Source organism: Chitinophaga deserti (assembly GCF_003149455.1).
GTDB classification, from domain to species: Bacteria; Bacteroidota; Bacteroidia; order Chitinophagales; family Chitinophagaceae; genus Chitinophaga; species Chitinophaga deserti.
This window is the reverse complement of record NZ_QFFK01000011.1, coordinates 22,066-38,010: the sequence shown is the minus strand read 5'-3', so window position 1 is coordinate 38,010 and position 15,945 is coordinate 22,066. Positions and strand designations below refer to the sequence as shown.

The following is a 15,945-nucleotide window of genomic DNA, read 5'->3' as shown; positions in this document are numbered from 1 at the left end:
ATTTTAAACAAAAGTAGGCGAAGGCCTGTGCTGCCGCAATGATTTCCGTTGCCGGGAATATGGCCGGGATCATGCAGGGAGTTGACGAAAAGCAGAATTAATTTACAAAGTGGCCATATCTATCACAAAACGGTACCGCACATCCCCTTTCAGCATGCGTTCATATGCTTCGTTCACATAATCCATATTGATCACTTCCACGTCGGAGGTAATGTTATGCTCGGCGCAGAAGTCCAGCATTTCCTGTGTTTCGGCGATGCCTCCAATCATGGAGCCTGCGATGCTGCGGCGGTTGCCGATGAGGCTGAAGCCTGCTATCTCCATAGGTGTGGGAGGCACGCCAACACAGATCTGCACACCGTTGGTACGGAGAAGGCTCTGCGCCATGTTATAATCGTGCGGGGCGGATACGGTGTCGATAATGAAATCGAAGTATCCCCTAACGGATTTGAGCTGTGCTTTATCGGAAGTGAGTACAAATTTATGGGCGCCCAGCGCTTTGGCATCGGCTTCCTTTTTTGGGCTGGTGCTGAGCATGGTAACTTCCGCCCCGAAAGCGGCGGCAAACTTCACCGCCATATGGCCGAGGCCACCGAGGCCCATTACGGCTACCTTATGCCCCTTGCCTACTTTCCAGTGGCGCAGCGGCGAGTAAGTAGTGATGCCGGCGCACAGTAAGGGGGCTACATTGGCGAGAGGCAGCCTGTCGGATACTTTGAGGACGAATGCCTCATCGGTCACGATCATGCTGGAATAGCCGCCGTAAGTAGGGGTAGTATGATCCTGCTCGTAGGAGTTATAGGTGCCGGAAGAGCCGTTCTCGCAATATTGCTCGTTGCCGTCGTTACAGTTGGTACATTTACGGCAGCTGTCTACCAGGCATCCCACGGCGGCAAGGTCGCCCACCCTGAACTTCGTTACCTTATCGCCCACGCGGGTAACACGGCCTACGATCTCATGGCCGGGCACCATGGGGTAAATGGAATTACCCCATTCGTTACGGATCTGGTGAAGGTCGCTGTGGCATACGCCGCAGAAAAGGATATCGAATTCCACGTCGTGCGGACCGGGATTACGGCGTTCGAATTGCCAGGGTGCCACGGGGGCAGCTGCGTCCTTAGCGGCATAAGCTTTAACTGTAGTCATACGGTATGTTGATTAGAATAAAGTTAACAATGGATTGGTTAGGTTTGTTGAAGAAGAATATTTAAAGATAACTAAATACAGCAAGATGAAACAAGTTCCGGAAACAGGAGGGCTGCATGGGCTTACATCCGCAGAAGCGGCAGCCCGGCTGGGTCAGTACGGGAAGAACATATTCCGGATAAAACAGCCGCCGCGGTTCCTGATAATGCTCTGGAGCATGGTGAGGGAGCCGATGTTCCTGTTATTGCTGGCGGCCTGCCTGCTTTACTTTATCCTTGGCAGTATTTCCGAAGGAATGCTGATGCTGGGGGCTATCCTGCTGGTATCTGCCATTGAAATATTCCAGGAAGCCCGCAGTAACCGGGCCATGCAGGCGCTTAAACAGTTTACCGCTCCCCGCGCGCGGGTAATAAGGGATGGCGGGTTTCAGGAAGTGGATACGGAACTGATAGTACCGGGAGATTTGCTGGTACTTAGCGAAGGTGACCTGGTGCAGGCAGATGGCACCCTGCTGCTGGCAAACGATTTTACGATCAATGAATCAGTGGTAACCGGTGAGTCTTTACCCGTTGCGAGGGATGCAAACCATCAGATTTTCAGGGGTACCCAGGTAAATACCGGGTATGGCGTTGCCAAAGTGACTGCCACCGGTAACGAAACGGAACTTGGCAAACTGGGAAAGAAAGTAAGCGAAACCGCCAATCCGGAAACTATTATACAGCAACAGACCCGCGGTTATGTGAAGCGCCTCGCCGTATTTGGTTTGTTAGCCTTTGCCATGGTATGTATCCTCAATTACATCCGTACGAGCGCCTGGGCTGAAAGCCTCCTCATGGGGCTTACGCTGGCGATGGCCGCCATACCTGAAGAAATTCCGGTGGCTTTTTCATCGTTTATGGCATTGGGCGCACTGTATATGAGCCGCCGGGGTATCATCCCGCGCCGCCCGCAGGTAATAGAGAATCTTGGAGCCATTAATGTGCTTTGCCTCGATAAAACAGGTACCATTACGGAGAATATTATGGAAGTATCCGATGTGCTTGGCGAAAAAGCACTGTATTATGCTGCACTCGCCAGCGAAAAGCATCCGTTCGACAGTATGGAGAAAGCTATACTGAAAGCATATGGCCGGCCGGTAGATGATATGATCCATGAATATCCGCTGGGTGGCCGCCCCCCTATGATGACGCATGTTTATGAAATAAGCGGTGTTATTACCGCCGCCGCTAAAGGTGCGGTGGAGCGGATCACCCGTGTATGTAAGTTAGACGATAAGAAGAATGCTGAAATAACAGCATATGCCAACCGGATGGCAGAGAAAGGATTCCGTGTGCTGGGAGTAGCCAGCGCGGTGCATACAGGCGGTGAATTCCCGGCAGAACAGGATGATTTCAACTGGCAGTTCGAAGGGCTGGTAAGCCTGCAGGACCCTCCCCGGAAAAATGCCCGTGAGGTAATTGAAATGTTATATCGTGCAGGCATCAGTGTAAAACTCATCACGGGCGATTACCTTGCCACAGCCCGGTATATTGCACGGGAAACAGGCATCCGGGAATTGGAAAATGCTGAATCGGGAGAAGCGGTAATGGCCATGAGTAATACCGAACTGGAGGAGAAAGTAAAGACAGTAAACCTCTTTGTACGGATGTTCCCTGATGCAAAAGTGAGAGTGGTGGAAGCACTTAAAAATGCAGGAAATATTACTGCCATGACGGGAGATGGCGTGAATGACGGGCCGGCACTCAAAACTGCGCATATAGGTATCGCCATGGGTAAAAAAGGAGCAGACATAGCCCGTATGGCAGCAGATCTTGTAATCACTGACGATAACCTCGCTAACATAGGCGTAGCTATTCAGCAGGGAAGGAAAGTATTTACCAACCTGAGGAAAGCCATCCGGTATATCATTTCTATTCATATCCCTATCATCCTTACTGCTACTCTCCCATTAATACTGGGATGGGCATATCCTAACATCTTCACGCCCATCCACGTTATATTTCTTGAACTGATCATGGGCCCCACATGTTCCATCTTCTATGAAAGGGAACCTGCCGAAGAAAACCTGATGGAGCGCCCATCCGGCGGAGCGCATACCAGCCTGTTTGAAAAAAGGGAATTATGGATCAGTGTTGTTCAGGGACTGATGATTGCTGCCGGGGTGTTGGGACTATACTGGTATTACATGCCTGATTATTCCCTTGAGGCAACCAGAACCATCGTATTTACAACCCTGGTGATGGCCAATATTTTCCTGACATTTGCTAACCGTTCATTCTCTGAAAATTTCTTCCATACAATCCGTTATAAAAATAACCTGACACCTGTAGTATTAATTGCTTCCGTACTTTTCCTTTCCGTCATACATTTTATACCTGCAGTCAGGGATCTGTTCGGCATGACGCAGATCACTCTGAAGGATGGATTGATTTGTCTCGGTACAGCTTTTATCAGTGTAGCCTGGTTTGAAGTATATAAGACTATCAGGAGGCCATTTGATCTGTCCTGACTCACTCGTCTTCGAAATGGTGTGCCGGCTCCTGCTGCCGGGTGGCTTTCTTCCGGGTATCGAGGGTGTAGTAGAAGAACAGGCGCACGGTATGGTTGCGGGAATAGGAATTGCCGCCGGTGCCCTGCTGGTAGAGTAGCATATATCCCAGATCATAAGACCATCCTTTGCCGAAGCCCTGCCTTATGCCCCCGAAAAGCCTGATCTGGTCGAAAGTGTTATAGACGACAGACTTCCCGAACTGAATGGCTACTTCATTGGCAATACTGATCTGCGGGAACCTGGGGTTCTTTGAAACGGAGATGCCGAGGCTGATGAGATAACGGAGCCGGTTGGAGAAAGTAAAATCGCCGGTGGACTGTTGGTTAGCCAGTGTTTCCCGCCAGCGTTGTTCATTACGAAAGCGGTTGAGCACGCTTACTTTGCCCATACGGCTGTTGTAGATGATCTGCTGGTAAATACGGTTCTCATCGGCATATCCTGTTTTCCCGCCCACATTGGATGCGAGCCACATATGGCCATAGCCTGCAACCAGTGTGAGGTTATCGACCAACCAGTAACTGGCGCCTGCGCGCACGAAGTAAAAAGAAGGATCGGCGATGTAATTGTTACGCCTTACGTGAACGTCTGCAATGGCGCCCCAGCGTTCGCTGAAACGCATGGTGGAATTTACGGAGAGCCACACGTGCTGGTTGTCCGTGATTTGTTTGGCGGGCGTTTGGGCGGCCGCGGGCAGATAGCAAAAGATAAAGAGCCAGAGAACGGCATTTCGCATAACAGAAGTTCGGGTTTACCCATTACAACAACCATTGGGGCAGATTGGTTGCGGTAATCCTGCGCAGGATGGGGTGATACTTCCACAGCCTTTATTTCAGCTCTATCGTCATTTCCCCGTTCTTGCCATTCACATCAAAGGCCGCTTCACTGAAAAACGCGGGCCGCATGGAAGGGCGTATGCTGTTGGAGAAACCATATTTTTCGACAGGTTTACCGAAGAAACTGAGGTTGAGATCCTTGTCGCCGTTCTCATCCAGAAATGCGCTGATGGCATATTTGCCGGAGGGTACTTTATCGAATGTTACGGTTACTTCCCCTTTCCCGTTAACCGGTACTATCTTCGCCAGTGTGGCCTTTGCGGGCTTCATGAAGTCGGAGGAATTGGTGTACCATCCTATATAGACATCACCTTTTTTGTTTTCGAGATTCGTGAGTTTGATTTTGTAAATGGCCTGTGCGGAGGCGCCGATATGAACCAGCAGGGATGCGATTCCGGTGAGTAAGTAACTTTTTTGGGTCATATATGAATTTTGGGTAGTAAAGAAAAAGGCATGCCACGATATGGCCTGTAATTTGAAGCGGATTCCCTAAACTCAAATATATGGCAAAGTATGGTAAAAAGAGTGTGGAGAAGGTGGAAAGGGCCATGCATGAGATGAAAGAAGGCAAGCTGAAAAGCGGCCGTAGCGGCAAGAAGGTAACCGACCCTAAACAGGCCATCGCTATCGGTTTAAGCGAAGCGAGGGAAGAAGGCGGGAAAGTTCCTAAGAAGAAAGCCGCTGCAAAGAAAGCTGCATCTCCTAAAAAGGCTGCTGCTAAAACCGGTGCTAAGAAAACAACGCGTAAAGCAGCATCTAAACCGGGCCCTAAGAAAGGTAGTACTAAGTCCACCGCAAAATCCGGCACAAAGAAATCTACGGCTAAACGCGCTACCGCTAAGAAAGCGTCTGCCGCATCCTGAGCCGTTATCCCATGAAAAGACGATCGCCGACCTTCTCAGGCCGGCGATCCTTGTTTAAAACAAACCCCGAAATATTATGCTAGTTATGTGACAGATCGTGCTGGCGGAGTTTAGCCATCAGCAGATCCTTATTTTCTGTCGTCCATTTTGCAATCCTTCTGCGCGATTTAGCGCCTTTATAAGGGGCGTACAAAACACCTAATGCTGCTCCTACTATCATACCGGCACTCAGCACGGCTGCAGTTTTCAAAGTCTTCTTCATAGTGTTGCGTTTTTAATCGTTCATATTGATAACACAAAAGTACAGCCCCCTGCCCTGCCCGGGAATGATTACGGACAGCCGGCAGATGATCTTCGTCAGTGCGGGAACAGGCATATCATGGGAATGGTGACGATGAACAGGTACACGAACCAGTGGTACGTCTGATCATCGGCCTTCGGTGTTTTATAGAGCCAGAGCCGGAGGGCTATGCCCCAATGCCATAAGGTTTGTGCGATGAGGATGCCTGTGAGCACAATGCTCCCGAAGATCTCGCTCAGCGGCGCCTGCGACCAGAAGATGCAGAAGTACACGAACGGAGAACCTGCTAAGAACCATGCACTCAGTAATACCCTGGCCATTTTATCGCCTACGGCCAGGGGGAGTGTTTTACGGCCCATGATGGCATCACCCGTCTGGTCACGCATATCCTGAACAGGGAGGCCGAAGCCGGCCCACAGGCTGATGGCAATAATGAAGTACCAGGCTTTGGCGCCCACATCCCCTACAATGCTCCATTCCGCAGCCAGCAGGGTAACGGTGCCGAGGGAAATACAAACCACGTTTTTGGTGAACCAATGGTTGCTGCAGCCCCATTTACATAGCATCTGGGTAACCACCATCCAGGCGGCGGCCAGGGGCAGCACGTGGAGAAAGGCGGCCACTATCAGGAAAAGGATATTATAGATCCGGAGGCGTTTGCGTGTTTCTGCTTCGGAGATAAGACCCTGTACCAGCGGACGGTCGGGCTTATTGATCCGGTCTTCTTCCACAGAGTTCACCTGGTTGGCGATGCAGAAAGTGAGAATATACAGCAGTGTATATACGGCCGAATAAAAGAAATACTGGGGGAACTCCGACATGGGCTTTCCCACGTATACCCAGGCCGCAATAAAGGTGATCATACAGGGGATGACGGTGTCCCAGATATCATTATTGATGAAGCGCCAGATAAGGTACAATTCGCGCATGGAGGCGGAAACCGCCGATTTGCATAGGTAAATCATAATATTAGTGATAGACAGGTGGAGAAAAAAGTGTCTCACTAAAATTAGAATATTTCAGCAGCAAATCATTGGGAATGTGTGGAATCGGCTATCCTACGGCCTGGCGCTTGCGGGCCGGAAGGTGTTTTTCGAGCATAGACTGGAGGTCGGTATACAGGAAAGGTTTCACGAGATAATCGCTGGCACCCAGGCCCAGCATGCTTTCGCGGGCTTCATTAAAGGCATCGCCCGAAGCGATGATGACGGGGAGGTGGCTTAAAGCGGGTTGTTTACGGATATGCTGCAGTACATCGGCCCCCTGTATGCCGGGGAGGTGACTGTCGGAGATTACGAGGTCGGGGATGGTGACGCCCAGCAGCTGGAGGCCCTCCTCTCCGTTTTCTGCAACAAGCACGGTGGCTCCGGCATCAGATAAATACCGGTGGAGCACATGTCGGCTGATCACATCATCTTCCACCACCAGTACGGTATAGCCCTCAAAGCGTGCTGCCCTGCGGCTGTTGCCTTCATGTTCCTTGGCAGCGCCATTGGCGGTAACCAGGGGCAGGAAGAAGCATAGTTCGGTATGGTCTCCGTTGTTACGGGCAGATACCTCACCACCCAGGCGCTCTGTAAGCTGCCGGGTGATCTGCAGGCCGAGGCCGGTACCTTCCACTTCGCCATTCCTTTCCGCTACAAAGGGCTGGAACATGCTGGCTAGCTTATCGGGGCGGATGGTGCCTTCGTTCCGGATGGTACCTGCAATACGGCCATCTTCCAGGGTAAGTCGCACATCCACGGGGGAGCCGTTGGGGGCGAACTTCACGGCATTGGAAAGGAGGTTATTGATGATTTTGGCGAGGAATATACGGTCGGAAATGATCCATTCAGGCAGGGCGGCGTCTATCTGCAGCTGGATGCGCACATTACGGGTATTGGCCACGTAGCGGTTGATGGCCACGCTGGCTTCCAGAGAGTCGCGCAGCCGTAGCGGTGCGGGATGGGGCTCATCGAGCATACCGGCCTCTATCTTGGCAAGGTCCAGCACGTTATTGATGATTTCCCTCGAGAGGTAACTGGCGGCATAGAGGTATTCGATCTCTTCCCGCAGAGCAGGGTCTCCTATCTGCATCTTCCTTTCGTTCAGCAGCTGGGCGATGCCGAATACTGCATTGAGCGGGGTACGGATCTCGTGGCTGGTTTCCCGGAGGAACTTGGTTTTGGCAGCATCCGCCTTCTGTAAGGCAGAAAGGAGTACTTCGTTTTCCCGGAGGAACATATCGTTCTGCCGGATAATGAAGAAAGTAACATATCCCATCAATGCCAGCATCCCTGCCCAGCAGGCCATTTTGAGGATGGGCATGTTGGCGGGCAGTACGTATATGGGCGTTACAATATTGAAGAAGTAGTTGGCTTCCACGGCCACAAGGAGGGCAATGGCGGAGCAGAGGGTAATGAGCCGGAGGTTCTTCTGCTTAAATACGATAAAGGAAGCCCCTATCAGGAAGGTCAGCAGGAATGCCGTGATCATCTCAATTGGCATGGCATTGCCCAGTACGGCTCCGAAATAAACTGCGAATGTACAGTGGATAACGAGGGTGGCAACGCTGGCAAGGGAGTGCCTGCCCAGGTGATTGAGGTATATAACGCCCAGCCAGCACAGGCATTCAATACCCGAAGGTATCAGTATCAGTAGCGAACCGGTAAACCAGTACAGCAGGGAAGCTATCACGGCAATCAGAAATGCAGTGAGCAGCGACAGGGTATTGATAATGACGATACCACGACGCACACGGGGATTGGTTACCCCTTCTGTGCCTGTGTTGATCCAATATTGCAGGATTCTCTTCAGGAGGGATCGTCGGCCAGGGATCCAGTTTTTCATTCACTGAGGGTTAAAAAGTCGGCTCAATTGTCTCGCTAATGCCGGTAAACAGTTGTAGTAACATTTCCGTACAAGATACAAATCTTTTTTAACTGCGGTTATGGAAACGGGAAATTACCCGCATCCACAGGATGCAACCAATAACTAACTCCCTGACCATGCGTGCCCTGTACATATTAATGCTATTTCCTGTGTTGGCCACGGCACAGGATAAAACCCCGGCTTACCTGCGCCTCATCAGGCAGGATACGGTGGGAGCCCAACAACCGGCGGGTGATCCTTCCAACCTGCGCTTTAGTCCATACCGCCTGAAGCTGAAGCAGGGTTCGGAAATACGCCGCATCCAGGTGGTGGACAGTACCATACATTTCGACCGCTTTCATCCCTATACTCTCTCGCTGGGCGGCAGTTACCTCATTACTGCAGGTATCCGCCGTGCCGGAAGGCAGCCTGCCCTGCAAACCAAATATGCGCAGGGCAGTGCTTCCGGCGGAAGCCTCCGATGGCAGGGAGCCGAAACAGGGGAACCTTTCAGCTACGGTCCTGCTATCAGTACACTGGAATTCAATGGCCTTCCCTATCCTTACGATGGTAACGGCAGGCTGGTACCTAAAGGTACAGGGAATGGAATGCCTGCCCGGACATATGATAACGGAATATTCAGAACAGGCACAGCTATTGGCCATCGTCTAACAGCCGATGGTTTACTGCAAACCGCCCGTGGACGGATAGCCTCCTTTTCACTTGAAGCTGAGCAGGAGGCTGAGGCGCTGGTTATTCCTCAAAACAGCAACCACCATAACAGGTTTATGGCTGCCGCTTCGGTATATCCCCGTTTTTGGACACTGGGGGCGGGATTCATGTATTCCGGCGGACGGCAATCCAATCCCAACCGCCATGGCTTCCTGCAGCATGTATACCGGCAAAGCCTCCTCTCCCCGCCTACCTTCGATCTCCGCCACGGAATTACCGCCACAAACAATGCACCCGGCACCGGAATGGATAACCCCTGGTTTTTACTGGCGGATAACGGACAGTATGCCTGGTATCATAACAAGTCGGCCAATGTAATGGCACAGGGCAAAATGGGGAAGTTTACCGTGGAGGCCGATCAGATATACAGCTCAGGAGACGATACCAATGCAGCAATATGGAAGGCAGGGAGCGTGGTGTTCCCCGGTGGTCAGTCGCTTTACCGCAATCAGCGCGACAGGAGCTGGCAGTTCAGGTCCGAAGCGCATTTCGAAGCCATTGCGTCTTATCAAACCGTAGGACTGCAGTTCCGGCTTAACTATACTTTTAATGATGATAAAACCCGTATCGCTTATCAGGGAAATGCACCGGCCGGTTTATATGAATACCAGCGCAGCACACATCAGGCGGCAGCCACTACTCATCTTCAGTTCAAAGGATATGAATTAAACGGCGGACTGGATGCGGGAGTTGAAATGTACGGGTCTAATACACTGGCCAAACGTGCTCCCTTGCTGCCCTTCTTTAAAGGGTTCGTTAAATGGGACCCCGACGGAGTAGTATTTGAAGCCTCCCTCTCCCACCGCCGCAGCGCAGCAGAGAAGAACATCAGTGAGTCGCTGGCAGCCGGGGGGCTTCTGGCATATGAAAGTTACAACTCCGCCGCTTTTACCGCCGGCACGGAAGTGCCTGCGTTCGACGGACAATCAGCCATCCGCAAATCGGAATGGATCGGTAAGCTGACGGTGAACATAGAGCACAAATTAAGGCTCGGGGTTACCCTGCTGCAGTTACAAACGAAAGGAGATGTGGCGGCCATACCCTTAAACGGAGCACTGGCACTCCGCACACTGGGTAATCATACCCGCGAAGGGCTGGATATTGAAATCTCCTACAACCACAACCCATATGATTACTGGGAGAAGAGAAAGCCCGTTACCTACCATACGCTAACATTCTCCACCTGGCAACACCTGGTCACTAAAGCCTACCCCGGGAGTAATGAATTGCCAGTGGCCGGGTTCAGGGATGTATATAAAATATTCGCGGAAGGCTATGCTATTGATGCCATTGCAGGCAGCTACCGGTTGCGCGACGGTGCCGGGAGAATGGTGATCGGGGAAGACGGCTTCCCGCTACGGGGGCCGGGTACACGCATCATCGCCAATGCAAAGCCGGATTTCGTATTTACGCTGAACAATGGTGTGAAGTACCGGAACATCCGGCTGGAAACTGTATTAGAATGGCAGAAAGGCGGAGATGTATGGAATGGTACCGTCGCTACACTGGACTATTACGGGCGCTCTGCCCAATCAGGAGAAATGCGGGAAGTGACGGACTATGTGTTTCCCGGTGTCACATTATCAGGGCATCCAAATAAGCAGGCAGTACGTTTCTATGACCCGCAGCAGCCGGTGGAAGATAACCGCTGGGTAAGATATGGGCCGGGCGGTGTGGCAGAAAATTATATAGAAGACAATTCTTTCCTCAACCTGCGCAAAGCGGCCATTTCCTACGACTGGATTTTCATACAATACAAACTGTGCAAGGTTACTTTCTCCCTTTTTGCGGAGAACATATTCCTATGGCAGGCCTATTCAGGGTCAGCACCCGGACTGGAGCTTTATGACCAGTCGCGCTTCTCCGGCCTCGATTATTTCCGGCTTCCTTCCAACAGGCAATACGGCGGTTCCCTTCACCTTCAATTCTAAAGCATGCGTCACTGCTTATATCTCATTACATTCCTGATCCTGATTGCCGGCAATAGTACCGGGCAGCTGAAGGAATATGCGGCATCAAAAGAGAAAGTATATATCCATTTCAACCATAATTTTTTTATGCCGGGCGATCTGGTGTATTTCAAGGCATATATTACCCGGGGCAGCGATCTGCGGCCTTCACTGCAGGCATCTGCGGTGTATGTGGACTGGTATGGGCCGGATGGTAAAAAGATGAAGGAGCAGCGGTTTCGGGTAAAAGACGGATTTGCGGAAGGCTCTTTTTACTTCGATGGCAAGGCAAAGGGTGGTATTTACAAAGTGAAGGCCTATACAAAGTACATGCGCAACGAATCGGACTCCACCTGGTTTTCGAAAGATATCACACTGCAAAAGGTAGTAGCCCCGCGCATCCTGTTACAGCTCGATTTTCCGCAGAAAGGCTATGGCCCTGGCAGTGAAGTGATGGCCAATTTCAAGGTACGCAGCATCAGTGACCAGCCCCTTGCCAGCCGTGAGGTACGTTATGAAGTATTGGTCAGCGGAAAGCCGGTTAATGAAAGCACCTTCGTGACGGATGCTACCGGAAAAGCTACTATCCGCTTCCGACTCCCGGATTCCCTGCATACTACCGATGTGCTGTTGCGTATAAGGATGAAGCACGACCAGTATACCGAAAGTATTTCCCGCAGTGTGCCGGTAGTGCTGAATGATATTGACCTGCAGTTTATGCCTGAAGGCGGCTCCCTGATTACCGGAATCCCTTCCAATATAGCATTCCGTGCCGTAGACGAGCATGGCAAGCCTGCGGATGTGCAGGGTGAGATATTGGACCAGAACGGTACAATAGCAGCCCGCTTTACGGCCCTCCGGTTTGGTATGGGGCAATTCGGATTCACACCGGAGGCAGGGAAACGATACACTGCACGGATAATGGCCCCTGCAGGCATCACCCGGCAATACCCCCTGCCCGCTGCATCACCCAATGGAATAAGCATGCGTTGCTGGCAGGACGACCGGCAGGTGTTTGTTTACCTGGCTGCAAACAATGGTCTGCCCTGCCGGATGAGTGTGCATTTCCGGGAAAGGGAAGTGAATTCTCAGATTGTACAGATCAAAGGTGGTAATGAAATTGCATCCATCCCAACACATGATTTGCCTGCAGGCATAGTACGTATTTCCCTGCATTCTATGCAAGGGACCCCGCTGGCGGAAAGGCTGGTATTTGTCCGGCACAACCGGCAAATGAAAATTGAATTAAAAACCGCTAAAGATAAATATGCCCCGAGGGAAAAGGTGGAGCTGCTGATCCGTACCACCGGGCCGGATGGGAAGCCTCTGCCTGCCAATGTATCGTTGGCAGTGGTGGATGATAAGCTGTGGACTTTTGCAGACGACCGGCAGAACAATCTGCTGTCGTGGTTACTCTTCAGCTCCGAGCTAATCGGTAAGGTGGAAGAGCCTTCCTTCTATTTCAAAGATGATGAACCACAGGCGCTCCCGGCGCTGGATCTTGTTATGCTCACGCATGGTTACCGTTACTTTGCGCCCATCCCTTCCGTAATGCAGTCGGGAAAGCTGGAATACAGTTATTATGATGATCACGGTATTGCAGGGATGGTGATAGATAAGAAAGGAAGGCGGGTGAAGTTCCCGCTGCGCTTCCCTGTATACCTGTACGATACTTACCAGCCCGGAAAGGTGGCGTATGCAATGGCAGATACAAATGGGTTCTTCCGGTTTGAAGGTTTATCGCTTCACAGGTATTACACCGTGGTGGCGGCACCGGGCAAGGATGCGGAAAACCTGGTCATACGTATGATGGAGAAAAGTGAAGTAGCGGCATGGGAGGCCATTGCAGCAGCGGATACAGCAAATGTGCGCACTGTAATTGTACCTCCTGCGGATACGGTTGCTTCTGCACCGGCTGCAGCTCCTTCAACAGTACCCCTATCCGGAGATCTTTCTCTCAGCCTGGAAAGAACACAGCAATTGCAGGAAGTGGTAACATTGGGCTATGGTGTTTCGCAGAAAAAGGAAATGCTCACCGGTGCGGTCCATGTTGTTACCACCACTACCATTGGAAATGGGTTCGCCGGACAGTTACAGGGCAAAGCACCCGGTATTTTAATACAACAGGCCGCCAATCCGCTTACGGGTAGTTTACTGCATATGCGGGGTACTGCTTCGCTGGCAGGTAATGGTCAGCCGCAGGTGTATTACAATGGCATGTTTTCATCGATGGCGGATCTGGATTTTGTTGCACCGGAAATCATGGATGCATATGCCATCAGGGATAATGTATCCACTACCCGGTATGGCGCCCGGTCTGCAAATGGCGTATTATTCATCAATAACCGGTACTGGAGACAGCGCTCGTTTTCCCTACCTCTCACTAAACCAGCCAATCTTGTAGTGTGGGATAATATATACGCGAATGAGCAGTTCACCTATGTAACTAAATTCTACGAACCGCGCTATTCCCGCGGTGGAGTTTGGGAGCACGACGATTTCAGGGAAACCATCTACTGGAAGCCGGATATATTCACTGATGAAAAAGGAGAAGCCCGAATCTCCTTCCACAATTCTGACGCGGCCACCACCTTCCGCATGGTGGCAGAAGGCATCGGTTATAATGGTGTTCCCGGCCGGGCAGAAGCTACCTATGCTGCCATTCCACGGCTGGCAATAAACTTAGTGCTGCCTAAGGAACTTCTTTCGGGAGATCTCACCGTGCTTCAGCTGCACATGAAGAATAACGGGGCGCAGGAAGTGAATGCCGAATTCAAAATAGAAGTGCCTTCTTTCCTGGAGCTGCAGAAAAATGAATACCGGGAAACCCTCCTGCCGGGAGCATCAAAACTGGTGGAGATACCGGTAAAGGTGCTGCAGGCGGGATATGGAAATGTAATTGTTTACTTACGCCACAATATCCGCCTCGGGCATTACACACTTCCCATTACTGCAAGGGAACGGGGCTTCCCCCGGTCGTTGAGTATTTCAGGGTCGCAGTCTGCCACTCATACCATTAATCCGGGCAGTATAGTGCCGGGAAGTATGCGGTACAGTTTACAGGTGTTCCAGCATGCCGACGAGCAGTTGCAGGAAGGGATGACCGCTTTGCTGCGTGAGCCGCACGGGTGCTTCGAACAGGTGTCTGCCACGGCATATCCCAATGCCCTTATCCTCCGCTATCTCGATGAAACCGGCAATGCCCGTGATGGTGTACGTCGTAAAGCCATACGCTACCTGAAAGATGGTTATGAGAAACTGATTAAATACGAAACTACCGAAGGTGGCTTTGAATGGTTTGGCAGATCGCCTGCAGACCTGCGCCTTACCGCATTAGGATTGATGGAATTTGCAGAGATGCAGCGGTATGTGGATGTAGACCCTAAAATGATGCAGCGCACGCGGGATTACCTCCTTTCGCACCGTAACGGAAATGGCGGATTCCGGCACAGTTGGAATCCGGAACAGAACACTTCATTTACCGGTGCCAGCAATACCTACATCGTGTATGCCATGGCTGAGGCGGGTATGGGAGATTCCATTCTGAAAGAATACGAAGCCAGTCTGCGATATGCGCTCTCGGCTAAAAGCGATTATCAAACCGCTATGATGGCACTGGCGGCGCATAAAATGGGTAAAACGGATGATTATCTTCGCCTCATGAAATTGCTGGAACAGCCTGCAGCAGATAATGTCTCCGCTTTCTATTCATCCGGCATGTCTCTCGATGTGGAAGTGTCTGCACTCCGTGCATTGGCCATGTGTAAATTGCCGGAACCTCCGGTAGCCAAAATAGCAAGGGAAATAGCGGCTATAATGAAGAGCCGCCGCTCCTGGGGTTATGGCTCCACACAGGCTACCGTAATGGCCCTGAAAGCATTCATGGCTTATTCAAAACTATTGAAGCACCCACAGGCAGATCCATTATCTGCAGATATGGACGGGGCAAAGATGGAATTACCAGAAACGAAAGCATCGCTTGCAGATGGCAGGCATATCTTCCGGATTCAGTATCCCGGTACGGCTGAAGGGAAAACCTATTTACTGGAAGCCGACTGGCGTTCACTGACTCCGGAAAGTGAAGGCTCCTCTCCCATCCAGTTCAATACTTTACTGGAGCAGGATACCGTATCCACCGGCTCTACCGTACGCATGAAAATCACCCTGCGCAATACAGCCGCAAAGTCCCAGCCCATGGTAATTGCGAAGGTGGGAATACCCGGCGGACTGGAACTGCAGCCCTGGCAACTGAAGGAATGGACCGAGAGGAACCAGGTAGCGTATTACGAAATATTCGACGGGTATCTTGTATTGTACTGGCGAGAATTTACAGCCGGAGAACAGAAGGTGCTGTATCTTGATCTGAAAGCGAACTTCGCCGGCAAATACAATGCACAGGCGGGTTGTGCGGGATTGTATTATACACCTGAACAAAGAAACTGGCAGGCGGGTACCGTTATTACGGTGCTGCCCGCACGGTAGAAAAGAAGGACGGCTGCGGTAAAGCTTTCAGGCCGCGGCCGCTCCTTTTCTCGTAGATTTTATTTTTGCGTGATTCAAAATTCCGCTGTAAACTTGCATTCGAAATACGGCGGTAGCGCACATCAATACAGTAACCCCGGAATATAGTGAGTAAGCCCCAAACAAGTGAGCGCCGTCCAGATACTGATATCGTTTAAGCACATTATTTTTCATCAGCCGTCCGGCCCATATCGCATGC

General features: G+C 51.2%; 10 protein-coding genes. 4 read left to right on the top strand and 6 right to left on the bottom strand.

Going from position 1 to position 15,945, the window contains the following annotated elements:
* Positions 1–102: 102 nt before the first annotated feature.
* The gene (locus DEV76_RS22185) at positions 103–1,146 is read right to left on the bottom strand and encodes an NAD(P)-dependent alcohol dehydrogenase (RefSeq protein WP_109700143.1); all 1,044 of its coding nucleotides are present in this window, start codon (positions 1,144–1,146) and stop codon (positions 103–105) included.
* An 85-nt stretch (positions 1,147–1,231) separates the two neighbouring features.
* On the opposite strand from DEV76_RS22185, the gene DEV76_RS22180 reads away from it, so the two are divergent.
* Complete coding sequence (locus DEV76_RS22180) at positions 1,232–3,655, top strand: cation-translocating P-type ATPase (RefSeq protein ID WP_109700142.1); 2,424 nt, start codon at positions 1,232–1,234, stop codon at positions 3,653–3,655.
* Position 3,656: 1 nt separating this feature from the next.
* On the opposite strand, the gene DEV76_RS22175 is transcribed toward DEV76_RS22180, so the two are convergent.
* Entirely contained in the window at positions 3,657–4,430 is a 774-nt protein-coding gene (locus DEV76_RS22175; RefSeq protein ID WP_109700141.1) for a DUF2490 domain-containing protein, read from the bottom strand.
* A gap of 91 nt (positions 4,431–4,521) precedes the next feature.
* The gene (locus DEV76_RS22170) at positions 4,522–4,953 is read right to left on the bottom strand and encodes a DUF2141 domain-containing protein (RefSeq protein WP_109700140.1); all 432 of its coding nucleotides are present in this window, start codon (positions 4,951–4,953) and stop codon (positions 4,522–4,524) included.
* 80 nt (positions 4,954–5,033) lie between these two features.
* Here DEV76_RS22170 and DEV76_RS22165 point away from each other — a divergent pair, with 80 nt between their 5' ends.
* A complete protein-coding gene (locus tag DEV76_RS22165) occupies positions 5,034–5,393 on the top strand; it encodes a DUF6496 domain-containing protein (protein WP_109700139.1) in 360 nt (119 codons plus the stop codon).
* A 79-nt stretch (positions 5,394–5,472) separates the two neighbouring features.
* On the opposite strand, the gene DEV76_RS22160 is transcribed toward DEV76_RS22165, so the two are convergent.
* From DEV76_RS22160 to DEV76_RS22150, 3 genes are all read right to left on the bottom strand, one after another.
* Positions 5,473–5,655, bottom strand: coding sequence for a YtxH domain-containing protein (locus DEV76_RS22160; protein WP_109700138.1), 183 nt, complete (start codon positions 5,653–5,655; stop codon positions 5,473–5,475).
* A gap of 95 nt (positions 5,656–5,750) precedes the next feature.
* Positions 5,751–6,659: a UbiA family prenyltransferase gene (locus DEV76_RS22155; RefSeq protein ID WP_109700137.1), complete on the bottom strand. Its 909-nt coding sequence runs from the start codon at positions 6,657–6,659 to the stop codon at positions 5,751–5,753.
* A gap of 88 nt (positions 6,660–6,747) precedes the next feature.
* Positions 6,748–8,523 carry a response regulator gene (locus DEV76_RS22150; RefSeq protein WP_109700136.1) on the bottom strand — a complete coding sequence of 592 codons (1,776 nt, stop codon included), beginning with the start codon at positions 8,521–8,523 and terminating at the stop codon, positions 6,748–6,750.
* A gap of 131 nt (positions 8,524–8,654) precedes the next feature.
* On the opposite strand from DEV76_RS22150, the gene DEV76_RS22145 reads away from it, so the two are divergent.
* Entirely contained in the window at positions 8,655–11,207 is a 2,553-nt protein-coding gene (locus DEV76_RS22145; RefSeq protein ID WP_157963040.1) for a hypothetical protein, read from the top strand.
* A gap of 3 nt (positions 11,208–11,210) precedes the next feature.
* Positions 11,211–15,707 carry an alpha-2-macroglobulin family protein gene (locus DEV76_RS22140; protein WP_109700134.1) on the top strand — a complete coding sequence of 1,499 codons (4,497 nt, stop codon included), beginning with the start codon at positions 11,211–11,213 and terminating at the stop codon, positions 15,705–15,707.
* Positions 15,708–15,945: the final 238 nt, after the last annotated feature.